This is a genomic window from Streptomyces sp. 6N223 (assembly GCF_052246635.1).
Lineage (GTDB): Bacteria > Actinomycetota > Actinomycetes > Streptomycetales > Streptomycetaceae > Streptomyces.
Genome location: NZ_JBQQCA010000037.1, coordinates 24326 through 49888, shown reverse-complemented (window position 1 = coordinate 49888; position 25563 = coordinate 24326). Strand labels below are relative to the sequence as shown.

Genomic DNA, 25563 nt, shown 5'->3' with positions numbered 1-25563 from the left:
ATCAGTGCGAATAATCCTGCGATTCTTTGAGGTGCCACCTTGGCTTTCCAGATGCCGGACCGGGGCTCGGGCCGCTCGGGCGGCCGCGGACCCCGAGGTCCACGCGGTCCCCGAGGCGGGGGGCGCTTCAGCGTCGGACGCCCGTCCCGGGGCGCGAAGACGCTGCTGATCACGGCGGCGATCCTTGTCGGGCTGATGATCCTGTTCGCGATGTTCGCCGGTTTCTGGACGGACTGGCTCTGGTATCAGTCGGTCGGCTACACCAGCGTCTACCGGACGGAATTGCTCACGCGGTCGCTGATGTTCGTCATCTTCGGCTCGCTGATGGCGGCGGCGGTCGGCTTCAACATCTGGCTGGCTCACCGGCTGCGTCCGCCGCTGAGCGCCATGTCGATGGAGCAGCAGAACCTCGACCGCTACCGGATGTCGATCGCCCCGTACAAGCGGTGGATCCTCGTCGGCGTCGCCGTGCTGATCGGCCTGATCGCGGGCGGCTCGGCCTCCGGCGAGTGGCGTACGTGGCTGCAGTGGGTCAACGGCACGTCGTTCGGGCAGACCGACCCGCAGTTCCACATGGACGTGAAGTTCTACGCGTTCGACTACCCGTTCTACCGCTTCCTCCTCGGCTTCGGCTTCGCGCTGGTCGTGCTGTCGATCCTCGCCGCGGCGCTGACGCACTACCTGTACGGTGGGCTGCGGGTGACGACCCCGGGCAGCCGCATCACGCAGTCGGCCACGGCCCATCTGTCGGTGCTGCTGGGCCTGTTCGTGGCGTTGAAGGCGGTGGCGTACTGGCTCGACCGGTACGGCCTGGCGCTGAAGAGCGGCGACTTCCGCGACGCGGGCTGGACCGGCCTGCGGTACGTGGACGCCAACGCCTACCTTCCGGCCAAGACGATCCTGACGTTCATCGCGGCGATCTGCGCGCTGCTCTTCTTCGCCGCGGTGTGGCGGCGCGGCTGGCAGCTTCCGGTGATCGGGCTCGGCCTGATGGTGCTCTCGGCGGTGCTGATCGGCGGCGTCTACCCGGCGCTGGTGCAGCAGTTCCAGGTCAAGCCCAACGAGCAGGTCAAGGAACAGCCGTACATCGAGAAGCACATGAACGCGACGAAGGACGCGTACGACATCGCCGACGCGCAGATCGAGGACTACTCCGGGGTGAGCGACGCCGACGCGGAGACCCTGCGGAGCGCGGTGCCCAACACGGCGAGCATCCGTATCCTCGACCCGGACGTGGTCTCGCCCGCCTTCCAGCAGATCCAGCAGGTGCGCGGCTACTACCAGTTCCCGGCCACCCTCGACGTGGACCGGTACGCGACGGGCGACGGCGAGCAGGACACCGTTGTCGGCCTGCGCGAGATGAACGTCAACGCCGTGCCGGAGAGCAACTGGATCAACGACCACTTCCGGTACACCCACGGCTTCGGCATGGTGGCCGCCTCCGGCACGGAGGTGCGCGACGACGGCCAGCCGGACTTCACCGAGCAGGACCTGCCGCCCGAGGGCGAGATCAGCGATCTGACCCAGGACGGCTATCAGCCCCGGATCTACTTCGGCGAGTACACCACCCAGTACTCCATCGTCGGCGGCCCGCAGCAGGAGATCGACTACGCCGGCGAGGAAGGCGAGGTCGAGTACAGCTACGAGGGCGACGCGGGCGTCGAGCTGGACAACTACTTCAAGCGCGCGGCGTACGCCCTGACCATGGGCGAGCCGCAGATCCTCTACTCCGGCGCGATCGGCGAGGGCTCGCAGATCCTGTACAACCGCACGCCGAAGGAGCGCGTGGAGGCGGTGGCGCCCTGGCTGACCATCGACGGCGACCCGTACCCGGCGGTGGTCGGTGACGACATCCTGTGGATCGTCGACGCCTACACCACGACCAACGGCTATCCGTACTCCTCGCGCACCACGCTCGGCGAGGCGACCGAGACCTCGCTGACGGAGACGCAGGGCGAGGTGCTCGCCCAGGAGAACCAGGTCAACTACATCCGGAACTCCGTGAAGGCCACCGTGAACGCCTACACGGGTGAGGTGGTGCTCTACGAGTGGGACAAGCAGGACCCGGTCCTGCAGACCTGGATGAAGGCGTTCCCGGGCACGGTCGAGGACCGCAGCGAGATCAGCGACGGGCTGATGGACCACCTCAGGTACCCGCAGGATCTGTTCAAGGTCCAGCGCGACCTGCTCCAGCGGTACCACGTGACCGACCCGGTCCAGTTCTACAGCGGTTCCGAGCGCTGGCAGGTGCCGGACGATCCGACCCACGAGGGTCAGTCGGTCCCGCCGTACTACCTCAGCATGAAGATGCCGGACCAGGACAACCAGGTCTTCTCGCTGACCACGACCTTCACGCCGCTCGGCCGGGACACGCTGGCGAGTTACATGGCCGTCGAAGCCGACGCACGAAGTCCCGACTACGGCACGATGAGAATCCTCACCCTGCCCACGAACACCACCGTGTGGGGTCCGCCACAGGTGCAGAACGCGTTCAACGCCGACCCCGAGGTGGCCGAGCAGGTCAACATCTGGCAGCGCGGCGACTCCACGATCGAGTACGGCAATCTGCTGACCGTGCCGCTGGAGGGCGGGCTGATGTACGTCGAGCCGGTCTACATCCGGGGTGCCGGGCAGAACTATCCGCTGATGCAGAAGGTGTTGGTGGCCTACGGCCAGGAGGTCGCCTTCGAGGACACCCTCGACGCGGCGCTCGACGTCGTCTTCGGACTGGATACGGGCGAGGAGCCCCCACCGCCGGACGAGGGCGAGGAGCCCCCGCCGCCGGATGAGGAGGTCACCCTCGACGAGGCCGTCCAGGAGGCCCAGGACGCCTACCAGGACGCTCAGGACGCCTACGCCGAGGGCGACTGGCAGGCGTATGGCGACGCCCAGGAGCGGCTTGAGGCGGCGCTGGACCAACTCGCCGAGCTGCAGGGCCGCCGGGAGGAGGAGCCCGCCGACGGCGGTGGCGGCAGCTAGCCGACGACGTGCCGCCGACGGTGGTGGAACGCCCGACGGTCCCGGAGTCCGAGCTGGTCTCCGGGGCCGTCGCGTTCCGGGCAAACTCGTCAGCCCTGTGCATCAGTTCGGCAGCAGCACGCCGCCGGCGATGAGGCGCTGACGAGCGGCCGGGGACCATACTGCGTGTCGGCACCTGGACAACTCCCGACAACTCCCCGGCGGGCTTGGCGTTTGGGTGTATCCATATCGGGAAGTCGATAAACCGCTGAAGTGACTTCACTGGCTGCGGTATACGAGGTGTACGCAGGTTTCAGGTGGTGCGACTATGGACCTTATGGGGGACAAGGCCAGGTTCGAGAGCAGCCGTGCGGCGGCCCGTGAGGGCGCCCGGCTGCTGCGCCAGGGTGACCTGGACCGCGCCGAGCCGCCGCTGCGCGCCGCGGCCGCCGACGGCGAGCGCTCCGCGGCCAACAATCTGGGGGTGCTGCTCCACCAGTCCGGCCGGTACGACGAGGCCGCCGAGTGGTGGCGCATCGCCGCCGTCGCCGGCTCCGCCCCGGCGGCCCACGCCCTGGGCCGCCACTACCGCGAGCGCGGTGACGAGACCGCCGCCGAGTACTGGCTGCGCCAGTCCGCCGAGTCCGGCCACGCCTCCGGCGCCTACGCCCTGGCCGACCTGCTCGACCACCGGGGCTCGCCCGACGCCGAGCAGTGGTTCCGGGCCGCCGCCGAGCGCGGCCACCGCGAGGCGGCGTACCGCCACGCCTGCCTGGTCGGCAAGCGCGACCTGGCCGCCGCCGAGCCGTGGTTCCGGCAGGCCGCGGCCCGCGGCCACCGCCGCGCCGCGCTGCGCCTGGGTGCGCTGCTGGAGGAGCGCGGCCAGGTCGCCGAGGCGGGCCGCTGGTACCTCGACGCCGCCCAGGCGGGCGAGGCGCGCGCAGCCAGCGCCCTGGGCTTCCTGCTGCGCGACGCGGGCGACGAGGCCGGCGCCGAGCGCTGGTGGCGCCGCGCGGCGCGGGAGGGCGACGGCCCGGCCGCCAACGCCCTCGGCGCGCTCCACGCCGAGCGCGGCGAGCGGCAGGAGGCCCAGCGCTGGTACCGCGTGGCCGTCGAGGCCGGGGAGTTCAACGGCGCGTTCAACCTCGCGCTGCTGTGCGCGGGCCAGGGCAACATGGCCTCGGCCGAGCAGTGGTACCGCCGCGCCGCCTACGCCGGGCACCGCGAGGCCGCCAACGCGCTGGCCGTGCTGCTGCTCCAGCGCGGCGACGCCGCCGGCGCCGAGCCGTGGTTCTCCAAGGCGGCCGAGGCGGGCAGCGTCGACGCGGCGTTCAACCTCGGCATCCTGCACGCGGGCCGGGGCGAGGACGCCATGGCCCGCCGCTGGTACGAGCAGGCCGCTGCGGCCGGGCACGCCGAGGCGTCCCTGCAGATCGCCGTCGAGCTGCTGCGCGACGGCGAGGGCGAGGCGGACCAGCGCCGGGCCGAGCGGGAGCTGCGCCGGGCCGCCGAGGGCGGCAGCGTGGAGGGCGCCTTCCGGCTGGCCGTGGTGCTGGAGCGGGGTTCGGGCGCCGGCCCGCCCGTTCCCGGCGAGGTGGCGGACACCGGCACGGGCGTGGGCGCGAAGGCCCCGGCGGTCGTCGTCGCGGTCCCGGATGCGGGCGCGGGTGCTGGTGCGGGAACAAGCCCTGGTGCTGGTGCTGGTGCTGGTGCGGAGGCCGACGCCGGGGCCGAGGCGGAGGCCGGCGTCGGCGTCGGCACCGGCGTCGGTGCAGACGCCGTGCCGGAGCACGAGCGCTGGTACGCCCACGCCGCCCATCGCGGCCACCGCCGGGCGCAGGTCCGGCTCGGCATGTGCGCCGCCGCCCGCGGCGACGTGGTGGAGGCGGCCCGCTGGTACCGGGCCGCGGCCGAGGCGGGCAGCCGCAACGGCGCGTTCAACCTCGGGCTGCTGCTGGCGCGCGAGGGCAGCGAGCCGGAGGCGGCGCTGTGGTGGACCCGCGCCGCCGAGGCCGGGCACGGCCGCGCCGCGCTGAGGCTGGCGTTGCTGGCGTCGCGTCGCGGCGACCTTGCCGAGGGCGGCGACTGGTGCACCCGCGCCATCGAGCTGGGCCCGGCCGAGGTCGCCGACCGCGCCGCCCGCCTGCGCGACGCGCTCCGCCAGGAGCTGACGGCGTGACGGCGTGACGGCTGAGGCTGACGGCCGGTCAACGGGAGGAACGCCGTTGACCGGCCGTCACCCCGTCACGTCTCGCCACCCGCCCCGCCGAAGTCGCGCATCGCCTCGTCCACGATCCCGGCCAGCCGCGCGTGGTGCGCGCCGCGCCAGTACACCTGCCCGCACTCCGCGCACCGCGCGAAGACGTCGTACGTGCGCCGCGTCCCGTGCTCCAGGCGCGCCACCACCGTCTCCTTCTCCACCGGCCGCAGCCGCCCGTTGCAGGCCGTGCAGCGCGTCCACGGCGCGAGCGGGGGCGCGAAGCGGCCCAGGACGTCGCGCAGTTGCTCCGTCGCACGGTCGCTGTAGACGTACGCCCCGGCCCACAGCTCGCGGCGCCGCAGCAGCCCCCGGTCGCGGGAGAGCAGCACCCGCCGCTCCGCCGCCGAGCGCGCGGCCAGCGCCGCGTCGCCGATGTCGGCGTTGAAGTACGCCGCGTCGACCCCCAGCAGCCGCAGCCACCGGGCCAGCCTGCCCAGATGCACGTCGAGCAGGAAGCGCAGCGGCGCGCCCGGAACCCGCTGCGGGCGGGTGACGGCGGCGACCCGCACCGACTCGCCCGGCGAGGGCACGTGCGTGACCGGCACCTCGTGGCCGTCCGCCTCCAGACGCCCCACCTCGGTGAGCGGCACACCCAGCGACTCCACGACGTGCCCGAGCGTCGAGATCCCGTCCACCCGGGCCCGCCGCTCGGGTGCGGCGGCCAGCGGCCGCAGCTCGGGCGCGAAGCTCACGCTGATCTCCCGCGTCTCCCGCGTCTTCCGCGTCTCAGGCGTCTCCGGCACGGCTACGCCTCCTCCGCCGCCGCGAACGCGCCGCGCGCCAGGCGGTGGAGCAACGCCGCCGTGCGGTCCCGATCCGGCAGGGTGCCGGGCCTCGCCAGGTGCGGGGTTGAGTTCAGCAGGCCGAAGACGGCGTGGACGCAGGCGCGCGCCTCGTCCTCCACGAGCCCCGGGTACACGGCGAGGACCACCTCGACCCACAGCTCCACGTACTGCCGCTGGAGCTGCCTGACCCGCTTGCGGTCCGCGTCCGGCAGCCGGTTCAGCTCGCGGTCGTGCAGGGTGATCAGCGCCCGGTCGTCCAGGGCGAAGTCGATGTGCCCGGCGATCAGCGAGTCCAGCGCCGCCGCCGGCGGCAGCCCGCCGGTCCGCGCCTCCTCCACGCGGCGCAGCCCGCCGTCCCGCAGCCGGACGCTGATCCCGAGCAGCAGCTCGGCCAGCATGGCGTCCTTGCCCGCGAAGTGCCGGTAGAGCGCGGGCCCGCTGATGCCGACGGCGGCCCCTATCTCGTCGACGCCGACGCCGTGGAAGCCGCGCTCGGCGAAGAGCCGCGAGGCCTCCCGCAGGATCTGCGCCCGGCGCGGGGTGACGCCGCTCGCGCCGCTGGCGGCGGTGGCGGCCGTCGCATCGGTGGCATCGGTGGCCGGCGTGTGGGGGCGTGGGCTCATGGCCTCATTGTAGACAGCCAGGTTAGCGAGCGTTAACCTTGGGAGCATGCGGCAGGCACCGTTGCTGACCAGCACCGCCGATCCGGCGTCCGAGGCGTACCAGGCCAACGAGGCCGCCCACCGCGAGCTGGCCGCCCGGCTGCGCGAGCGGCTGGCGGCGGCCCGCCTCGGCGGTGGCGAGCGCGCCCGCGCCCGCCACACCGCGCGCGGCAAGCTGCTGCCCCGTGACCGGGTCGACGCCCTGCTCGACCCCGGCTCGCCCTTCCTGGAGATCGCCCCGCTCGCCGCCGAGGGCATGTACGACGGCCAGGCCCCGGCCGCCGGCGTCATCGCGGGCATCGGCCGCGTCCACGGCCGCCACGCCCTGATCCTCGCCAACGACGCCACCGTCAAGGGCGGCACCTACTACCCGATGACGGTCAAGAAGCACCTGCGCGCCCAGGAGATCGCCCTCGAGAACCGGCTGCCCTGCCTCTACCTGGTCGACTCCGGCGGCGCCTTCCTTCCGCTCCAGGACGAGGTCTTTCCCGACCGCGAGCACTTCGGCCGCATCTTCTACAACCAGGCCCGCCTCTCGGCCGCCGGCGTGCCGCAGATCGCCGCCGTGCTGGGCTCCTGCACCGCGGGCGGGGCGTACGTCCCGGCGATGAGCGACGAGGCGGTCATCGTGCGCGGCCAGGGCACGATCTTCCTGGGCGGCCCGCCGCTGGTGAAGGCCGCGACCGGTGAGGTGGTGACGGCCGAGGAGCTGGGCGGCGGCGAGCTGCACGCCCGCGTCTCCGGGGTCGCCGACCACCTCGCGGAGGACGACGCCCACGCGCTGCGGATCGTGCGGAACATCGTCGCCACCCTGCCCGCCTCCCCGGCCGCGAGCGGCGACGGCCTGCCCTGGCCGGTCGAGCCGGCCGAGGAGCCCGCCGTGGACCCCGCCGGGCTCTACGGGGTGGTGCCGGCCGACCCGCGCACGCCGTACGACGTCCGCGAGGTCATCGCGCGGATCGTGGACGGCTCCCGCTTCCAGGAGTTCAAGGCCGATTACGGGACGACGCTGGTCACCGGCTTCGCCCGCATCCACGGCCACCCGGTGGGCGTGGTCGCCAACAACGGCATCCTGTTCTCGGAATCGGCGCTCAAGGGGGCGCACTTCATCGAGCTGTGCGACCAGCGCGGGGTGCCGCTGCTCTTCCTGCAGAACATCTCCGGCTTCATGGTCGGCCGCGACTACGAGGCGGGCGGCATCGCCAAGCACGGCGCGAAGATGGTCACCGCCGTGTCCTGTGCCCGGGTGCCGAAGCTGACGGTGGTCATCGGCGGCTCGTACGGCGCGGGCAACTACTCGATGTGCGGCCGGGCGTACGGGCCGCGGTTCCTGTGGATGTGGCCGAACGCCAAGATCTCGGTGATGGGCGGCGAGCAGGCCGCGGCCGTGCTCGCCACCGTACGCCGCGACCAGCTCGGGGCCCGGGGCGAGCGGTGGAGCGCGGAGGAGGAAGAGGCGTTCAGGACTCCGATCCGTAATCAATACGAGACTCAGGGCAACGCAATCTACGCGACCGCACGTCTATGGGATGACGGGGTTATCGACCCGTTGGAGACACGCACCGTGCTCGGCCTCGCCCTCACGGTCTGCGGCAACGCGCCGCTGCCCGAGCGGGACCCGGCCGCGCCCCGGTTCGGCGTCTTCCGGATGTGAGACGTACGTGGCCCGATGCGAGGCCTGATGTGAGGGGAGCCGCAGGACGATGTTCGACACCGTGCTCGTCGCGAACCGGGGTGAGATCGCCGTCCGCGTCATCCGCACGCTGCGCCGCCTGGGGCTGGCCGCCGTCGCCGTCTTCACTGCGGCCGACGCCGCCGCCCGGCACGTGAGGGAGGCCGACGCCGCCGTCCGCGTCGAGGGGTATCTCTCGCCCGGCGCGCTGCTGGAGGCCGCCCGCCGCACCGGCGCCCAGGCCGTCCACCCCGGGTACGGCTTCCTGGCGGAGAACGCCGGCTTCGCCCGCGCCGTCGCCGACGCGGGGCTGGAGTTCGTCGGCCCGCCGGCGTCGGCGATCGAGCTGATGGGGGACAAGATCCGGGCCAAGGAGGCCGTCGGGGCCGCGGGCGTCCCGGTGGTGCCCGGGGCGCACGGAGAGAGGCTGGCGGAGGCCGCCCGTGCGCTGGGCCCCCCGCTGCTGCTCAAGCCCTCGGCGGGCGGCGGCGGCAAGGGCATGCGGCTGGTGCGCGAGCTGGGCCCGCCGGGCTCGCCGGGCTCGCTGGAGGAGCACATCGCCGCCGCCCGGCGCGAGGCGCGGGCCGCGTTCGGAGACGACACGCTGCTCGTCGAGCGCTGGATCGACCGCCCCCGCCACATCGAGGTGCAGATCCTCGCCGACGGGCACGGCTCGGTGCTTCACCTGGGGGAGCGCGAGTGCTCGCTCCAGCGCCGCCACCAGAAGATCGTCGAGGAGGCCCCGAGCCCGCTGCTGGATCCGGCCACGCGCGAGGCGATGGGGCGGGCGGCGGTGCGGGCGGCCCGCGCCTGCGGGTACCGGGGCGCCGGCACCGTGGAGTTCATCGTCCCGGGCGACGACCCCGCCGGGTTCTTCTTCATGGAGATGAACACCCGCCTCCAGGTCGAGCACCCCGTCACCGAGCTGATCACGGGCCTGGACCTGGTGGAGTGGCAGCTGCGCGTGGCGGCGGGGGAGCCGCTGCCCTTCGGCCAGCAGGAGATCACCTTCACCGGCCACGCCGTCGAGGCCCGGGTCTACGCCGAGGTCCCGCGAGCGGGCGACGGCGGCGCGGGCGGCGTCGACTTCCTCCCCGCCACCGGCACGGTCCGGCTGCTGCGCGAGCCGTCCGGCGAGGGCGTCCGCGTGGACTCGGGCCTCGCCGAGGGCACCGAGGTCGGCACGGCGTACGACCCGCTCCTGGCCAAGGTCGTCGCGCACGGCCCGGACCGCGCCACCGCGCTGCGGCGGCTGCGCGCGGCCCTGGCCCGCACCGCCGTCCTCGGCGTGGGCACCAACACCGGCTTCCTGCGCCGCCTGCTCGCCCACCCGGACGTGGCGGCCGGGCGGCTCGACACAGGACTGGTCGAGCGGGCCGCCGCCGCGCTGCTGCCGCCGCCGGTGCCGGACGAGGCGTACGCCGCCACCGCGCTGCTGCGGCACGCGGCGGCCGGTCCCGCTGGGCCAGGGGCGGGGGCGGGGGCGTGGACCGACCCGTTCGCCGCCGCCTCCGGCTGGCGGCTCGGCGGCGAGGCGGCCTGGACCCCGCACCACCTGCGGGCGGCGGGCGGGGAGCCGGTCACCGTGCGGGTGCGCGAGCGCGCCGGGGCCGCCGAGGTCCGCGTCGGCGACGGCGAGCCCGTCCCGGCCCGGCTGACCCGCTCCGGCCCCGCCGCCGTCGTCCTCGAGTACGCGGGCACCAGCCACGCCTTCCACCACGCCGCCGATCCGGGCGCCGCCGGGCGGTGGCTGGGTCGGGACGGCGAGGCGTGGCACCTGCGCGACCACGACCCGGTCGCCGCCGGCGCCCGCGGGCCGGCGGGCGTGGACAGCCTCACGGCGCCCATGCCCGGCACCGTCACCATCGTCAAGGCCTCGGTCGGCGAGCGGGTGACGGCCGGTCAGAGCCTGATGGTCGTCGAGGCGATGAAGATGGAGCACGTCATCGCGGCCCCGCACGCCGGGACCGTCACCGAGCTGGACGTGACGGCCGGATCCACCGTCGCCATGGACCAGCTCCTCGCGGTCGTCGCCCCGGACACCGGTGAGGAGGCCGCGCCATGACCCGCGAGCCCGAGCCCGAGCCCGCGCGTTCGCCCGCGCTGCCCATGACCGTTCCGGCCGAGGGCCTGCCCGTCCGCGTCCGCGTCCACGAGGTCGGCCCCCGCGACGGCCTGCAGAACGAGCGGGCCATCGTCCCGGTCGAGGTCAAGGCCGAGTTCATCCACCGGCTGGCCGCCGCCGGGCTCACCACGATCGAGGCCACCAGCTTCGTCCACCCGCGCCTGGTCCCCCAGCTCGCCGACGCCGACGCCCTCTTCCCGCTGCTGGCCGACCTCGGCGGCACCCACCGGCTGCCCGTGCTGGTTCCCAACGAGCGCGGCCTGGACCGGGCGCTGGAGCTGGGCGCCCGCGAGATCGCCGTGATCGCCAGCGTCACCGAGTCCTTCTCCCGGGCCAACCTCAACCGCTCGGTCGACGAGGCCCTGGCCATGTTCGAGCCGGTGGTGGCCCGCGCCGCCGCCTCCGGCGTTCCCTCCCGCGGCTATCTGTCGATGTGCTTCGGCGACCCCTGGGAGGGTCCGGTCCCCGTCGAGCGGGTCGTCGCCGTCGCCCGCCGCCTGCACGAGATGGGCTGCGCCGAGCTCAGCCTGGGCGACACCATCGGCGTCGCCACCCCCGGCCACGTCGCGGCCCTGCTCACCGCCCTCGACGAGGCGGGCATCCGCGCCTCCCGCCTCGCGGTCCACTTCCACGACACCTACGGCCAGGCCCTGTCCAACACCCTCACCGCCCTGCGGCACGGCGTCACCACCGTCGACGCCTCGGCCGGCGGCCTCGGCGGCTGCCCGTTCGCCAAGAGCGCTACGGGCAACCTCGCCACCGAGGACCTGCTGTGGATGCTGGCAGGCCTCGGCATCGACACCGGCGTCGACCTCGGCCGGCTCACCGCCACCAGCGAGTGGCTGGCCGGCCACCTCGGGCGGCCCAGCCCGTCCCGCACCGTCCGGGCGCTCACCCGCGACCCCGGCACCTCCCGGACCTCCCGGCACACCCGGACCTCCCACAAGGAGAGCTGACATGTCCCTGGACCACCGCCTCACCCCGGAACACGAGGAGCTGCGCCGCACCGTGGAGGCGTTCGCCCACGAGGTGATCGCCCCCGCCATCGGCGACTACTACGAGCGGCACGCCTTCCCGTACGAGATCGTCCGCGAGATGGGCAAGATGGGCCTGTTCGGCCTGCCCTTCCCCGAGGAGCACGGCGGCATGGGCGGCGACTTCCTGGCGCTGTGCCTGGCCATCGAGGAGATCGCCCGCGTCGACTCCTCCCTCGCCGTCACCCTGGAGGCCGGCGTCTCCCTCGGCGCCATGCCCATCCTCCGCTTCGGCACCGAGGAGCAGCGGCGCCAGTGGCTGCCCCGGCTGTGCGCGGGGGAGATGCTCGCCGCCTTCGGCCTGACCGAGCCCGACTGCGGCTCGGACGCGGGCGGCCTGCGCACCACGGCGGTCCGGGACGGCGAGGAGTGGGTGATCAACGGCACGAAGAGCTTCATCACCAACTCCGGCACCGACATCACCGGCCTGGTCACCGTCGCCGCCGTCACCGGCCGGGCCGAGGACGGCGCCCCCCGCATCTCCACCCTCCTCGTGCCCGTCCCCACCCCCGGCCTGACTATCGCCCCGCCCTACTCCAAGGTGGGGTGGAACTGCTCGGACACCCACGAGCTGTCCTTCTCCGACGTGCGCGTCCCCTCCGCCAACCTGCTCGGCGAGGAGGGCCGCGGGTACGCCCAGTTCCTGTCGCTGCTCGACGAGGGCCGCATCGCCATCTCGGCGCTGGCCACCGGCCTGGCCCAGGGCTGCCTGGACGAGTCGCTGCGGTACGCCGCGGCCCGCATCGCCTTCGGCCGCCCCATCGGGGCCAACCAGGCCATCCAGTTCAAGCTCGCCGACATGGATGCGCGCGCCCACACCGCCCGCCTCGCGTGGCGCGACGCCGCCAGCCGGATGCTGGCGGGGGAGCCGTTCAAGAAGCAGGCCGCCATCGCCAAGCTCCACTCCTCCGACGTGGCGGTCACCAACGCCCGCGAGGCCACCCAGATCCACGGGGGGTACGGCTTCATGAACGAGTATCCGGTCGCCCGCATGTGGCGCGACGCCAAGATCCTGGAGATCGGCGAGGGCACCAGCGAGGTGCAGCGCATGCTGATCGCCCGCGAGCTCGGCCTCGCCGCGCTGGGCTGACGCCGCCGGCGCCCCCCGCGCGGGGGCGTCCGTCGTCGCCGACCGTTATATGACGGTTGCCGCTCGTTGCCCACCTTTGCTTGCTCATGACACGGATACGCCATGGGTATGCGCACGTAACACTCCTGCCGGAGTCTCGTGTTGCTTGTTCATCCGGTCAACACCCTCACCACGAGGCACAACCGGATTGTTCACAACACGCGACTCCGGCCTGCCCGCGAGTCGCGGGCAAGGAGGGCATAGATGGTGGCGGACGCTACCCGCCGCGGTTTCCTGCGATCGGTAGGAGTCGCAGGCGGCGCCGGAATGTTGTACTCCGCGATGGGCGCCCTGGGGCTCGCCCCGGTCCCCGACGCGCGGGCCGAGGCGTACCGCCCGCCCCAGCGCGGCGACTTCACGCTCAGCGGGCGCGGCGGCAGGAAGGTCGTCATACTCGGCGCCGGCATAGCCGGCCTCGCGACGGCCTACGAACTCGGGAAGGCCGGATACGACTGCACGATCCTGGAGGCCAAGGACCGCCCCGGCGGCCGCAACTGGACCGTGCGCGGCGGCACCACCCTGACCGACCTCGACGGCCGCACCCAGACCGCCTCGTTCTCCCGGGGCCAGTACATGAACGCCGGGCCCGCCCGGCTGCCGCAGTCCCACGTGACCATGGAGTACTGCCGCGAGCTCGGCGTCCCCCTCGAGGTCTTCACCAACCAGAACGCCAACGCCTACATCTACCACCAGAACAGCCCCGGCTCCCTCGCCGGACAGCCCGTGCGGTGGCGCACCGCCAAGGCCGACGTCTACGGGTACGTCTCCGAGCTGCTGGCCAAGGCCACCGACCAGGGCGCGCTGGACGCCGAGCTCACCGCGGAGGACAAGGAGCGGCTGCTGGCGTTCCTCCAGAACTTCGGCGCCATCAAGGGCCGCGCCGACAGCTGGGCCTACGCCGGCACCGACCGGCGCGGGTACTCCGCCGAGCCCGGCGCCGCCTTCGAGGAGGGCACCGTCCTCGGCCCGCCGCCCTCCCTCTCCGACGTCATCGCCAGCGGGCTCGGGCAGCGCTTCTCCTTCGAGTTCGGCTACGACCAGGCGATGCTGATGTTCCAGCCGGTCGGCGGCATGGACGCCATCCCGTACGCCCTCGCCGAGGCCGTCGGCCGCCGCCGCATCACGTACGGCGCCGAGGTCACCGCCGTCACCAACCTCGACAACGGCGCCGAGGTCACCTGGAAGGACTCCCAGGGCCGCACCGCCACCGAGCGCGCCGACTTCGTCGTCGCCGCGATGCCGCCCATGGTCCTGTCCCGCCTCAACCACAACCTCGGCTCCGACGTCACCGCCGCGCTGCGCTACGCCGCGCCCCAGGCCGTCGGCAAGATCGGCCTGGAGTACAAGAGCCGCTGGTGGGAGAAGGACGAGCACATCTACGGCGGCATCACCCCGACCGACATGGACCTGTCCACCATCTGGTACCCGTCCTACGGCTACCACGGCCGCCGCGGCACCCTGATCGGCTACTACAACTTCGGGCCCAACGCCACCGCGTACAGCGACCTGCCGCACCCGCAGCGCGTCGAGCGCGCGATCAGCCGCGGCGTCGCGATCCACGGCGAGAAGTACCGCACCGAACTGGCCGCCGCCTTCTCCGTGGCCTGGCACCGCACCCCGTTCATCGAGGCGGGCTGGGTCGGCTGGCCGGACCAGAACGGCCCGGAGTACCGGCTGCTCAACGAGCCCGCCGGCCACGTCTACTTCGCCGGCGACTGGCTCAGCCACGTCATCGCCTGGCAGCACGGGGCGTTCACCTCCGCCCGCAAGGTCGTCACGGACATCCACGAAAGGGTGATGGCCGCATGAAGCTCCCGACGCTGACGCCGATGACACGCCTTACGCCGATGACACGCCTTACGCCGATGAGCCGCCGCGCCAAGGTGCTCGGCTCGCTCGCGGCGGCGTTCACCCTCTTGGCGGGCGGCGCGGCCGTCGCCGAGGGCCGCGACTGGTGGTCCCCCCGCGACCACGAGGTCAGGGTCATGCTGCCCGAGGGCAACAGCAACCCCGCCATCGCCAACGGCGTGGCGATGGGCGGCGAGGTCGCCATCTATCAGAGCAGCGGCCTCGGCCCCACCGCCCTCAACCCCGGCGCCCCGGCCGGCTCGCCCGAGAGCTACACCGACCCCGCCCTCACCGAGGGCAAGGAGGGCGTCACCATCACCGAGGCCCAGGCCCTGGTGGTGCTGCGCAACATCGTCAACAACCTCCAGGCGGCGGGCGTCAAGCCCGAGGACGTCATCACCATGAAGTGCTACCTCGTCGCCCCGCCCGGCGAGGAGACCGCCGACTACGCGGGCTGGAACCGCGCCTACCGGCAGTACTTCGCCAACATCGACCTGGCCAGCCACGAGGTCATCCCCGTCCCCATGGGCACCTCCGCACCCGAGGAGCCCCTCGTCCCCAACGACGCCCGCCCCGCCCGAGCCACCATCGAGATCCCCTCGCTGGCGGTTCCGGGCTGGCTCGTTGAGGTAGAAGTGACGGCGGCGTACCCCAACCGCCGCTGACCAGCAGGGGGCGGCAGCGCCGCACGGCCGTTCTGGCGCCGCCGCCCCCTGCTCCCCCCACTTCCACCACCCGCACGCCGGACCTTGGAGCCTCCGCTGAGCACCGAACTCTCCCGCCGCACCTTCCTCCAAGCCACCGCCGCCACCGCCGCGACCTCCGCCGCTGTCTCCGCCCTCGCGCCCGCCGCCACCGCGGACGCCGCGACCACCGGCACCCGCTCCCTCACTCTCTCCCCTGCCCACCTCCGGTTCACTGCAGCCACCAACGGCTCGGCCACGCTCTCCCCCTCCGGTGACCTCCTCGTCGCCGAGGTGCAGAACATCCTGTGGGCCATCCCCCGCGACGGCGGCGAGGCCACCCCCCTCACCCCGCCCGACCTCGAACCCACCCGCCCCGTCTTCTCCCCCGACGGCCGCACGCTCGCCGTCGCCGCCTACCAGGGCGGCGGCTTCCACATCTGGACGCTGCGCCCCGACGGCACCGGCCTGCGCCAGCTCACCGACGGCCCGTTCGACGCCCGCGGCCCCGCCTGGTCCCCGGACGGCACCCGCATCGCGTTCGCCTCAGAACGCGGCGGCGACACCGTCGCGGGCAGCCCCTACCGCATCTGGGTCGTCGACGTCCGCACCGGCGAACTCACCCGCGTCACCGGCGTCCCCGGCCAGGACGGCCCCCTCCAGGACGGCTGGCACGAGGACTTCGACCCCGCCTGGTCCCCGGACGGCCGACGCCTGCTGTTCGTCCGCGGCTCCCTCACCACCACCGGCACCCCGACCCTGGCCTCCCGCACCATCGCCTCGGCCCCCGCCGACGGCGCCGGCCCCGTCACCACCGAGCACACCGACGCCGGGCCCGCCACCGCCCAGCTGATGACCCCGGCCGTCTCGCCCGACGGCCGCCTCGCCTACCTCCGCACCACCGCCGCACCGGCTGCCAGCTGCACCCTCGTCGTCGACGGCGAGCCCGTCCCCGTGGACGGCGGCGTGCTGCCCGTCCCGCCCCGCTGGATCTCCCGCGACGAGCTCCTCCTCACCGCCGGCGGCCAGTTCCGCATCCTCCGCCCCAACGCCCCCAACGCCCCCAGCGACCCCGACGCCTCCGCCGAGATCCCCTTCACCGCGACCCTCCCCGTCGAACGCCCCCGCTACCGTGTCAAGCCCTACGACCTCGCCACCGGTGGCCGCCACGACGTGCGCGGCGTGCAGCAGCCCGTGCTCTCCCCGGACGGCCGCCGCGTGGCGTTCGTCGCCCTCAACGCCCTGTGGACCGCGCCCGTCTCCGGCCACGGCGCCCCGCGCAAGGTCCTCCAGGCCGCCGCCACCCGCTACGTCACCGCCCCCGCCTGGACCCCCGACGGCCGCGCCCTCCTCTACTCCCTCGACGACGGCACCGACGGCGACGGCCTCTTCGCCGTCCACCGACGCGACCTGGCCACCAACTCCGACACCGTGCTCGCCACCGGCGGCCGCATGTATCCCGCGCTCTCCCCGGACGGCACCCGCCTCGCCTGCCTCGACCTCTCCGGCAACCTCCTCCTCCGCGACCTCGCCACGGGCGAGGAACGCACCCTCGCCACGCCCGTCGGCGCCAACGGCCTGCCGGGCGCGCCGAGCTGGTCCCCCGACGGCCGCCACCTCGCCCTCGTCGACCGCAACCGCCTCAACCAGCGCTTCCGCGAGGGCTACAACCTCATCCGCGTCGTCAACGCCGACACCGGCTCCTACGCCCTCCACGCCCTCGAGCCCCACGCCTCCCTCTCCGACCGCTTCGCCTCCGGCCCCGCCTGGTCCCCCGACGGCCGCCACCTCGCCGTCATCGCCGACTCCGCGCTGTACCTCCTCCCCGTCCAGCCCGACGGAACGCCGGACGGCCCGCCCCGCCGCCTCACCACCGAGGCCGCCGACCACCCCACCTGGTCCGGCGACTCCCGCACCCTCCTCTACCTCTCCGCCGGCACGCTGCGCACGGTCTCCGTCGACGGCGGCGCCCCGCGCACCGTCCCGCTGCGCCTCACCTACCGCCGCCCGCCCGCGCCCGACACCACCGTGCTGCACGCCGGGCGCCTGTGGGACGGCACCGGCGACGCGGTCCTCGACGACGCCGACGTGATCATCCGCGGCGGCCGCGTCACCGCCGTCGAGCCCCACCGCCCCGGCCGCGCCGCCGCCCACCGCGTCGACGCCTCCGACAAGACCGTGATCCCGGGCCTGTGGGACTCCCACACCCACCCCTACCAGTACATGTACGGCGGCCGTCAGACCGCGCTCCAGCTCGCCTACGGCATCACCACAGCCGTCTCCCTCGGCGGCTTCGCCTACGAACAGGCCCGCATCCGCGAGGCCGTCGCCGCCGGCGACCTCGCCGGACCCCGCCTGCTGGCCACCGGCGAACTCCTCGACGGCTCCCGCGTGGCGTACAGCATGGGCCGCGCCCACCGCACGCCCGAGGGACTGCACCGCTCCCTCGACCGCGCGAAGGCCCTGGACTGGGACTTCGTCAAGACCTACGTCCGCGCCCCCGGCTGGCTGATGGCCGAGGCCGCGGCGTTCGCCCACGACGAGCTCGGCGTACGCAGCGGCAGCCACCTGTGCACCCCCGGCGTGCAGCTCGGCCAGGACCTGACCACCCACCTCCAGGCCACGCAGCGCCTGGAGTTCGGCCACGCCACCACCGCCACCGGGCAGGCGTACGCCGACCTCACCGAGATCTACACGGCCGCGGGCGCCGCGTTCCACCTCATCGCCACCCCGTTCACCGCGCTGGCCCTGCTCGGCGCCGACCCCGCGCTCGCCGACGACTCCCGCGTCACCACCCTCATGCCGCCGTGGGACGTCGCCAGCGTCCGCACCCGCGCAGGCACGCCGCCGACCGCCGCCGAGCTGGCCTCCCTCGACACCGAGACCGCGATCTACCGCCGCATCCTCGCCGGCGGCGGCCTGGTCGCCCTCGGTACCGACCAGCCCCTCGTCCCCGTCGGACTCCACCTCCACCTCGCCCTGCGCGCTCTCCACCGCGCGGGCCTGACCCCGGCCGAGACCCTGCGCACCGCGACGCTGCTGCCCGCCCGCGTCTTCGGCGCCGACGCCGACCTCGGCACCCTCACCGAGGGGAGGCTCGCCGACGCCACCATCGTCGACGGCGACCCCTTCACCGACTTCGACGCTCTCGTGCGCACCGAGTCCGTCCTGCGTGGCGGCACGCCCTTCCGGCAGTCCGAGCTGATCGCCTCCTTCGACGAGGCCGAGGTGACGGCCGAGGCCCTGCACGACTGGGAGGTGGTCGGTCACCGCATGCGCCGCGACAGCTGCTGCGACGGGGCACACTGAGACGCATGGCCAAGCTGATCTACACGGGGATCACGTCCCTCGACGGCTACATCGAGGACCCGTCCGGCAGGTTCGACTGGAGCATGCCGGACGAGGAGGTCCACGCCTTCGTCAACGACCTGACCCGGTCCGTCGGCACCCACGTCTACGGACGCCGCATGTACGAGGTGATGACCGGCTGGGAGACCGACCCCTCCCTCGCCGGACAGTCGCCCCTCATGCGCGACTTCGCCGAGCTGTGGCAGGCCGCCGACAAGATCGTCTACTCCACCACCCTTCAGGCGCCCTCCACCGCCCGCACCCGGATCGAGCGGCGCTTCGACCCCGAGGCGATCCGCCGCCTCAAGACCACGGCCACCCGCGACATCGCCATCGGCGGCCCTGCCCTCGCCGCTCGCGCCATCGCGGCGGGCCTCGTCGACGAGTACCACCTCTTCCTCAACCCGATCGTCGTCGGCGGCGGCAAGCCGTTCCTCCCCGACGGCGTGCGCGTCACCCTCGACCTGCTGGACGAACGCCGCTTCGCGGGCGGCGTCGTCCACCTCCGCTACCGCGCTCGGGGCACGAAGGCGACGCCTCTCCCGTAGCGGCTCTCCGTCATATCCGGTGCCCCAGCACGTTCACCACGCGCCCGTTCGGATCCCGCACGAAGAACCGGCGCACGCCCCACTCCTCGTCCCGCAGCTCGTGCACGATCTCCGCGCCGCTGTCGCGCATCGCCGCGTACGCCGCGTCCACGTCCGCCACCTCGACGCTCATGTCGGGCACGACGGGCGCGGTCGCGTCGTGGCGCATGAAGGTGACCTGCGCGGTGGGATTCGAGGGCGAGGCGAGCGTCATGACCCAGCCCAGGTTCATGACCTCCTCAAGACCGAGCAGGCCGTAGAAGTCCCGGCTCTCCGCGAACGCCTCGGAGCGGATGTCGGGCATGACGCGACGAACGGACATGGCTGGCTCCCTGCGACATCGGTGACTGGCCTTGATCCCCATGATGGCGCTCGCCACTGACACCCGGGCGACATCGTGTAACCCCGGCGGCGCGGGTGTGGCGACCTTACGCGGCCGCGTGCCGGTGAGGACCGGGCTCCAGAGCCCGCCGGTAGCGGACGAACTCCGCGACCTGCCGGAAGCCGGCGTCCTCGTACAGCTCGAACGCGCGCTGCGGGCCCTCGAGGTTGGTCCACAGCCTCACCTCGGCGGCGTTCCGCGCACGTGCCACGCTCAGGCCGTGCAGCAGCAGGGCCCGGCCGATGCCGCGGCGTCGGTGGGCGGGGTGAACGGACAGCTCCATGATCCGGGCGCGCGGCGCGGCGTCCTCGTCGACGGCGAGGCCGGTGCAGCCGACCGGTGCCGCCCCGTCCCACGCCGCCAGCCAGGTCATGGAGCGCGCGCGCTCGACGAAACGCCGCCGGTGGGCTTCGGTACCCAGCGGGATGCCGGGCCGTCCCCGGTAGCTGACCTCGATCAGCTCCCACAGCGCGGCGTACTCCTCGTCCGTCGTCGCGGCCCGCACGCCGGTGCCGTGCGGCTCCGCGACGGGCGCGCCGCCCGGCAGCCGGTACCGGTACTCGCCCAGGCGCAGCGCGGGCGCGTACCCGTGGTCGAGCAGCAGCGAGGTGGCGGCGGTCTCCCTTCGCGCCGCGTTGCCGCCCAGCACGTCGCGGCCGGGCGGCAGGCTCGCGGCCATCGCGCGGGCGCGCCGCTCGGCCCAGCCCAGCATGGCGGTGCCGATGCCCCGCCCCCGGAACTCCGGGAGCAGACAGCCGCGGTGCAGGAAGACCCGGGTGCCGTCCTCCTCGGGCCACCACACCACGTACACGTGGCCGACGAGCCGGCCGCCGGCCTCGACGACCCGCTGGTCGAGGCCGGGATCGGCGAGGGCGCCGGCGCGCTCGGCCACGTCCGCCGCGCTCGGCACCGGCTCCAGCGCGGAGCGCGGGTCGAGCCCGTCGTGCTCGGCGCCGCGGCGGTGCACCTCGGCGATGGCGGCGTACTCGCCCTCGGTGCCGCGTGCGGGCCGCAGCCGGGCGGCCGTCATGCCCCGGCCTTCATGCCCCGGCCGCCATCGCCGGGCCCTGCGAGCCCCGCAGCCCCAGGTGGAGGCCGCCGCTGACGTCGAGGACCTGGCCGGTGACCCAGCGGCCGTCGTCGGAGGCGAGGAACGCCACGGCGCCGGCCACGTCCTCCGCCCGCCCGAGCCGGTCGAGCGCGGTCATCCCCGCGAGGAACTCCTCCGTCCCCGGCGCCTCGAACAGCGCCGCGTTCGCCTCGGTCCTGGTGGCGCCCGGCGCCACGGCGTTCACCGTGATCCCGCGCACGCCCAGCGCGCTCGCCAGCGTCCGGCTCATCGTCTCCACCGCGCCCTTGGTCATGGCGAAGGAGGTCTGCCCCGGGTTGGCCGCGCGGGTGGCCACCGAGGACAGGGTGACGATGCGCCCGCCGTCGCGCATCAGCGGGAGCGCCCGCTGGATGATGAAGTACGGTGCCCTCACGTTCACGGCGAAGAGGCGGTCGAACGCGTCCGGGCTGTCCGTCTCGATCGGCCCGGCCGGCGCGGCGGCGGCGTTGTTGACCAGGATGTCCTCCAGCGCCCGCCCGCCCGGCCAGCCAGCCCTCCAGGCCCGCGAACAGGGCGTCCACGTCGCCCTCCACCCCCAGCTCGGCCCGCACGGCGAACGCCGACCCGCCGGCCCGCTCGATCCGCGCGACCGTCTCCCGCGCCGCCGCCTCGTCCCGCCGCTAGGTCACGGCGACGTCCGCGCCGTCGGCCGCGAGGCGTTCCGCGACGGCCCGCCCGATCCCGCGCGAGGCGCCGGTCACCACGGCGGTCCTGCCGCCCGTCATACCCACACCCACACCCATCCCACCCCTCCAATGTGTTAGTGACTACCACTGCGATAGTGTCTATCACATGAGGGACGAGGCGCCAAGCCTGCGCGAGCGCCGCCGCGCGGAGACCCAACGGGCCATCCAGTCGCACGCGATGCGGCTCTTCGCCGAGCGCGGCTACGACGCGACCACCGTCAACGAGGTCGCGGCGGCCGCCGGCGTGTCGCCCATGACCGTCTACCGGCACTTCCCGACCAAGGAAGACCTGGTCCTCCACGGCCGGTACGACCCCCTCATCGCCGCCCGCGTCGCCGCCCGGCCCGCCGGCGAGCCCCTGGTGCGCCGCATCGGCACGGCCCTGGTCGAGGCGGCCCGCATCGCCGCCGAGCCCCCCGGCAGGGACCTGCTGCTCGCCCGCCTCCGCCTGATGATCGACACGCCCGCCCTGCGCGCCCGCCACCTGGACAGCCAGTACGCCACCCAGAAGGCCGTCGCCGACGCCCTGCTGGGCGACGCCCCCGACCCCGAGGCAGAGTTCCGCACGTGGGTGGTGGCGAGCACCTGCCTCGCGGCGATGGAGGTCGCGATCACGCGCTGGGCGCAGGAGGACGGCGTCCCCGACCTCCCCGCCCTGGTCGCCACGGCCCTCGGCGCGGCGTTCGGCGACGACTTCGGCTGACCGCCGCGGCGCGCCCGGGCGCCAAACGACACGCGCGTGCCCGATATCGGGCACAATTCTTGCGAAACGCGCGGCCGATGAGCACTATCAGGGGGTGCTCTCGACGTCGAACGGTCATGACGACCTTGTGGACCACCTCGTGCGCAGCACGCCGCTCGGGCGCGGCGAGGCCGCGCGGGTGGTGCTCGACGTGCTGGCGTACTTCGACGAGACGGTCGAGGAGTTCGTGCGGCGGCGGCACCGGGAGCTGCGGGCACGGGGGATGGGCAACGAGGCGATCTTCGGCCGGATCGCCGACGAGCTGCCGCGCCGGGCGGTGTCGCCACCGCAGCTGTCGCTGCGGCAGCTTCGCCGGATCGTCTACGGCTAGCGCGGTCGGCGTCCGCCGTTCACCGACCGCCGGGAACAAGCAAGAGATCAGCAGCAGGAGAAGGAGCAGAGTCTTTATGTGCGGGATCGTCGGATATATCGGCAAACGTGATGTTGCGCCCCTGCTGCTGGAGGGCCTTCAACGGCTGGAGTACCGGGGCTACGACTCCGCCGGCATCGCCATCCACTCCAGCGGCCGGGCGGGCGGGATCAAGGCCGTGAAGTACAAGGGCCGGGTCCGCGAGCTCGAGGAGCGCGTCCCCGCCCGCTTCGCCGGGACCGCCGGGATCGCCCACACCCGCTGGGCCACCCACGGGGCGCCCAACGACGTCAACGCCCACCCGCACCTGGACGCCAAGGGCAAGGTCGCCGTCGTCCACAACGGCATCATCGACAACTGCTCCGAGCTGCGCGCCAAGCTCACCGCCGACGGCGTCGAGCTCGCCTCGGAGACCGACACCGAGGTGCTGGCCCACCTGATCGCCCGCGCCCAGCCGACCACCCTGGAGGAGAAGGTCCGCGAGGCGCTGCGACACGTCGAGGGCACCTACGGGATCGCCGTCCTCCACGCCGACTTCCCCGACCGGATCGTCGTCGCCCGCAACGGCTCCCCGGTCGTGCTCGGCATCGGCGAGAAGGAGATGTTCGTCGCCTCCGACGTCGCCGCGCTGGTCAGCCACACCCGCCAGGTCATCACCCTCGACGACGGCGAGATGGCCACCCTCAAGGCCGACGACTACCGCACCTACACCAACAACGGCTCCCGCACCGCCGCCTCGCCCACCACCGTGGAGTGGGAGGCGGAGAGCTACGACATGGGCGGCCACGACACGTACATGCACAAGGAGATCGCCGAGCAGCCCGACGCCGTGGACCGGGTGCTGCGCGGCCGGATCGACGACCGGTTCGCCACGGTCAAGCTCGGCGGCCTCAACCTCGACGCCCGCGGCGCTCGCGCCATGCGCCGGGTGAAGATCCTCGGCTGCGGCTCGGCGTACCACGCGGGCCTGATCGGCGCGCAGATGATCGAGGAGCTGGCCCGCGTCCCGGCCGACGCCGAGCCCGCCAGCGAGTTCCGCTACCGCAACGCCGTCGTCGACCCCGACACCCTCTACGTCGCGGTCAGCCAGTCCGGCGAGACCTACGACACCCTGGCCGCCGTGCAGGAGCTCAAGCGCAAGGGCGCGATGGTGCTCGGCGTGGTCAACGTCGTCGGCTCCGCGATCGCGCGCGAGACCGACGGCGGCGTCTACGTCCACGCCGGACCCGAGGTCTGCGTGGTCTCCACCAAGTGCTTCACCAACACCGCCGTCGCCTTCGCGCTCCTCGCCATCCACCTGGGCCGCATCCGTGACCTCTCGGTCGCCGACGGCAAGCGGCTCATCGAGGGGCTGCGCCGCCTGCCGGAGCAGATCGCGGAGATCCTGCGGCAGGAGGACCGCATCGCGGCGCTGGCCGCCGGGCTCGCCGAGTCCAGGAGCATGATGTTCGTCGGGCGGGTGCGCGGCTTCCCCGTCGCCAAGGAGGCGTCGCTGAAGCTCAAGGAGGTCTCCTACATCCACGCCGAGGCGTATCCGGCCTCGGAGCTGAAGCACGGGCCGCTCGCGCTCATCGAGCCCTCCGTCCCGACGGTCGCGATCATCCCCGGCGACGAGCTGCTGGAGAAGAACCGCGCCACGCTGGAGGAGATCAAGGCCCGCCAGGGGCGGATCCTGGCGGTGGCGCACCAGGAGCAGCCCAAGGCCGACGACACGATCGTGGTGCCGCGCAACGAGCCCGAGCTGGACCCGGTGCTGATGGGCATCCCGCTTCAGCTGCTGGCGTACCACACGGCGTTGGCGCTCGGCCGCGACATCGACAAGCCGCGCAATCTTGCCAAGTCGGTCACTGTGGAGTAAGTCGGACGAAGGATCGTGCAGAAGGGCAAAGGGACAAAAGGGAAGAAGGGAAGAAGGGCAAAGATACGGCGGCCCCCGCGGAGTGCGTGCCACCAAACGCACTCCCGGGGGCCGCCATCTGGTGCCGGCGTCGCCCATTACGCCGGCTGGAGAAGCCGCCGACGGGTCCGTCACCTCCCGCCGGGCGGCCATAGTCCCCGAGGTCAGCCCGAAGGCATCCCCAAGTCAAAGTCGCCTGTTCCCCTTTATGCCCATCACAAGCGCACAATCCACCCCTCACGGCTGGCTTATTTGGTGAATGACCGGTGAGTGTCTACCGACCGGTCACGGAATCACGACCACCGGGCGCTGCGCGCGCCGCGCCAGGCGGCCGGAGACCGAGCCGAAGAGGCGGCCGAGGATGCCATGGGTGGTGCCCACCACGATGGCGTCCGCCTCGTACTCCCGGCCGACTTCCTCCAGCTCGTGGCAGATGTCTCCGCCGCGCTCCAGGAGCACCCAGGGCACGTCGGCCAGGTGCTCGGCGCAGGCGAGCTCCAGACCCAGCACCTCGGTGCGGTGGTCGGGCACATCGACGAGGGCGGGCGGCTCGCAGCCGGCCCACACGGTGGTCGGCAGCCGGTTGGCCACGTGGACGATGATCAGGCCGGAGCCGGAGCGCTTGGCCATGCCCACGGCATACGCCAGCGCACGCTCGCTCGACGTGGAGCCGTCGAAGCCCACGACCACGCCGTGCCGGAACGCCGGGTCCTGCGTGGTGCGCTCCTCCGCCGCCGGATCGGCGCCGGAGTCGGCGTCGGGCGTGAAGGCCGCCGGATCGACGACGTGCCTGGGTCGCCTGCGATCCGCAGGTTCGGGGAACTCGTATCCAGCCATCGGAGCCTCAGCGGTGGGTCAGTGAGGACGCTTCCACTGGTGTGACCTCCAGAGCTTCCAGGGTACGGCGACGGCGGCGGGATGACATAACGCGTGAACCAGAGACTGCTTCAATCCCTGAAGCTATTGACCGTGCAGCATGCCGCATGGCCGCCGCGCGGCGCAATGCTTTCGTACACATTCAGGTACGTCTGCTGTCGGAGCGTGACCATCGGTGTCCGTGGCGCGTTCTGCACCTCTACGCACCGGCACGGGCGGGGGCACGAGGGGCGCACGGGGAGCACGGGGAGCGCGGGGAGCTCCCGGCCAGCGGCGGCGTCCGTGATGACCGGGGATGACCGACTCGGCGCCCGGACTGACAGGTTATATTTTCGGCCAACTTCCCCACACCCGCCACACCTTCCACATCCACCCCACCAACCCCTTGAGCATCACGAGAGGTAGACG

18 protein-coding genes and 1 pseudogene are annotated in these 25563 nt (G+C 73.4%); 13 read left to right on the top strand and 6 right to left on the bottom strand.

Annotated elements, in window-relative coordinates; all coding sequences use genetic code 11:
- Positions 1 to 51 precede the first annotated feature (51 nt).
- Together ACTWQH_RS21955 and ACTWQH_RS21950 are read left to right on the top strand one after the other, a co-directional pair.
- The gene (locus tag ACTWQH_RS21955; RefSeq protein ID WP_443288406.1) at positions 52 to 2979 is read left to right on the top strand and encodes a UPF0182 family membrane protein; all 2928 of its coding nucleotides are present in this window, start codon (positions 52 to 54) and stop codon (positions 2977 to 2979) included.
- A gap of 316 nt (positions 2980 to 3295) precedes the next feature.
- On the top strand, positions 3296 to 5137 hold the full coding sequence (locus ACTWQH_RS21950) for a tetratricopeptide repeat protein (RefSeq protein ID WP_443288384.1): 1842 nt from the start codon (positions 3296 to 3298) through the stop codon (positions 5135 to 5137).
- A 65-nt stretch (positions 5138 to 5202) separates the two neighbouring features.
- Here ACTWQH_RS21950 and ACTWQH_RS21945 read toward each other — a convergent pair whose 3' ends face one another.
- Together ACTWQH_RS21945 and ACTWQH_RS21940 are read right to left on the bottom strand one after the other, a co-directional pair.
- Complete coding sequence (locus tag ACTWQH_RS21945; protein ID WP_443288383.1) at positions 5203 to 5961, bottom strand: Mut7-C RNAse domain-containing protein; 759 nt, start codon at positions 5959 to 5961, stop codon at positions 5203 to 5205.
- 2 nt (positions 5962 to 5963) lie between these two features.
- Positions 5964 to 6626, bottom strand: coding sequence for an SACE_7040 family transcriptional regulator (locus ACTWQH_RS21940; RefSeq protein ID WP_443288382.1), 663 nt, complete (start codon positions 6624 to 6626; stop codon positions 5964 to 5966).
- Between the two features lie 46 nt (positions 6627 to 6672).
- On the opposite strand from ACTWQH_RS21940, the gene ACTWQH_RS21935 reads away from it, so the two are divergent.
- The 8 genes from ACTWQH_RS21935 to ACTWQH_RS21900 all read left to right on the top strand — a co-directional run bounded on the left by ACTWQH_RS21935 (position 6673) and on the right by ACTWQH_RS21900 (position 19052).
- Positions 6673 to 8319, top strand: coding sequence for a carboxyl transferase domain-containing protein (locus ACTWQH_RS21935; protein WP_443288381.1), 1647 nt, complete (start codon positions 6673 to 6675; stop codon positions 8317 to 8319).
- Positions 8320 to 8368: 49 nt separating this feature from the next.
- Positions 8369 to 10402 carry an acetyl/propionyl/methylcrotonyl-CoA carboxylase subunit alpha gene (locus ACTWQH_RS21930; protein ID WP_443288380.1) on the top strand — a complete coding sequence of 678 codons (2034 nt, stop codon included), beginning with the start codon at positions 8369 to 8371 and terminating at the stop codon, positions 10400 to 10402.
- Positions 10399 to 11418, top strand: coding sequence for a hydroxymethylglutaryl-CoA lyase (locus tag ACTWQH_RS21925; RefSeq protein ID WP_443288379.1), 1020 nt, complete (start codon positions 10399 to 10401; stop codon positions 11416 to 11418). Before ACTWQH_RS21930 ends, ACTWQH_RS21925 begins: the two co-directional genes overlap by 4 nt.
- A gap of 1 nt (position 11419) precedes the next feature.
- Positions 11420 to 12586, top strand: a complete 1167-nt coding sequence (locus ACTWQH_RS21920; protein WP_443288378.1) for an acyl-CoA dehydrogenase family protein — start codon at positions 11420 to 11422, stop codon at positions 12584 to 12586.
- 306 nt (positions 12587 to 12892) lie between these two features.
- A complete protein-coding gene (locus ACTWQH_RS21915) occupies positions 12893 to 14434 on the top strand; it encodes a flavin monoamine oxidase family protein (protein WP_443288377.1) in 1542 nt (513 codons plus the stop codon).
- Positions 14431 to 15138: a Rid family hydrolase gene (locus ACTWQH_RS21910; protein ID WP_443288376.1), complete on the top strand. Its 708-nt coding sequence runs from the start codon at positions 14431 to 14433 to the stop codon at positions 15136 to 15138. Before ACTWQH_RS21915 ends, ACTWQH_RS21910 begins: the two co-directional genes overlap by 4 nt.
- 84 nt (positions 15139 to 15222) lie before the next feature.
- A complete protein-coding gene (locus tag ACTWQH_RS21905; RefSeq protein ID WP_443288375.1) occupies positions 15223 to 18465 on the top strand; it encodes an amidohydrolase family protein in 3243 nt (1080 codons plus the stop codon).
- A gap of 5 nt (positions 18466 to 18470) precedes the next feature.
- The gene (locus ACTWQH_RS21900; protein ID WP_443288374.1) at positions 18471 to 19052 is read left to right on the top strand and encodes a dihydrofolate reductase family protein; all 582 of its coding nucleotides are present in this window, start codon (positions 18471 to 18473) and stop codon (positions 19050 to 19052) included.
- A 10-nt stretch (positions 19053 to 19062) separates the two neighbouring features.
- Here ACTWQH_RS21900 and ACTWQH_RS21895 read toward each other — a convergent pair whose 3' ends face one another.
- The 3 genes and pseudogenes from ACTWQH_RS21895 to ACTWQH_RS21885 all read right to left on the bottom strand — a co-directional run bounded on the left by ACTWQH_RS21895 (position 19063) and on the right by ACTWQH_RS21885 (position 21327).
- Positions 19063 to 19413, bottom strand: coding sequence for a VOC family protein (locus tag ACTWQH_RS21895; RefSeq protein ID WP_443288373.1), 351 nt, complete (start codon positions 19411 to 19413; stop codon positions 19063 to 19065).
- 106 nt (positions 19414 to 19519) lie between these two features.
- Positions 19520 to 20503 (bottom strand): GNAT family N-acetyltransferase, encoded by a 984-nt coding sequence (locus tag ACTWQH_RS21890; RefSeq protein WP_443288372.1) that lies wholly within the window; start codon positions 20501 to 20503, stop codon positions 19520 to 19522.
- A gap of 10 nt (positions 20504 to 20513) precedes the next feature.
- Positions 20514 to 21327, bottom strand: a pseudogene (locus tag ACTWQH_RS21885) (SDR family NAD(P)-dependent oxidoreductase).
- A 49-nt stretch (positions 21328 to 21376) separates the two neighbouring features.
- Here ACTWQH_RS21885 and ACTWQH_RS21880 point away from each other — a divergent pair.
- The 3 genes from ACTWQH_RS21880 (at position 21377) to glmS (ending at position 24240) form a co-directional block, all read left to right on the top strand.
- Positions 21377 to 21973 (top strand): TetR/AcrR family transcriptional regulator, encoded by a 597-nt coding sequence (locus ACTWQH_RS21880; RefSeq protein ID WP_443288371.1) that lies wholly within the window; start codon positions 21377 to 21379, stop codon positions 21971 to 21973.
- A gap of 94 nt (positions 21974 to 22067) precedes the next feature.
- Positions 22068 to 22343, top strand: coding sequence for a hypothetical protein (locus ACTWQH_RS21875; protein ID WP_443288370.1), 276 nt, complete (start codon positions 22068 to 22070; stop codon positions 22341 to 22343).
- 76 nt (positions 22344 to 22419) lie between these two features.
- The gene (glmS, locus tag ACTWQH_RS21870) at positions 22420 to 24240 is read left to right on the top strand and encodes a glutamine--fructose-6-phosphate transaminase (isomerizing) (RefSeq protein WP_443288369.1); all 1821 of its coding nucleotides are present in this window, start codon (positions 22420 to 22422) and stop codon (positions 24238 to 24240) included.
- 324 nt (positions 24241 to 24564) lie between these two features.
- On the opposite strand, the gene ACTWQH_RS21865 is transcribed toward glmS, so the two are convergent.
- Positions 24565 to 25116, bottom strand: coding sequence for a universal stress protein (locus ACTWQH_RS21865; protein WP_443288368.1), 552 nt, complete (start codon positions 25114 to 25116; stop codon positions 24565 to 24567).
- Between the last annotated feature and the right edge of the window lie 447 nt (positions 25117 to 25563).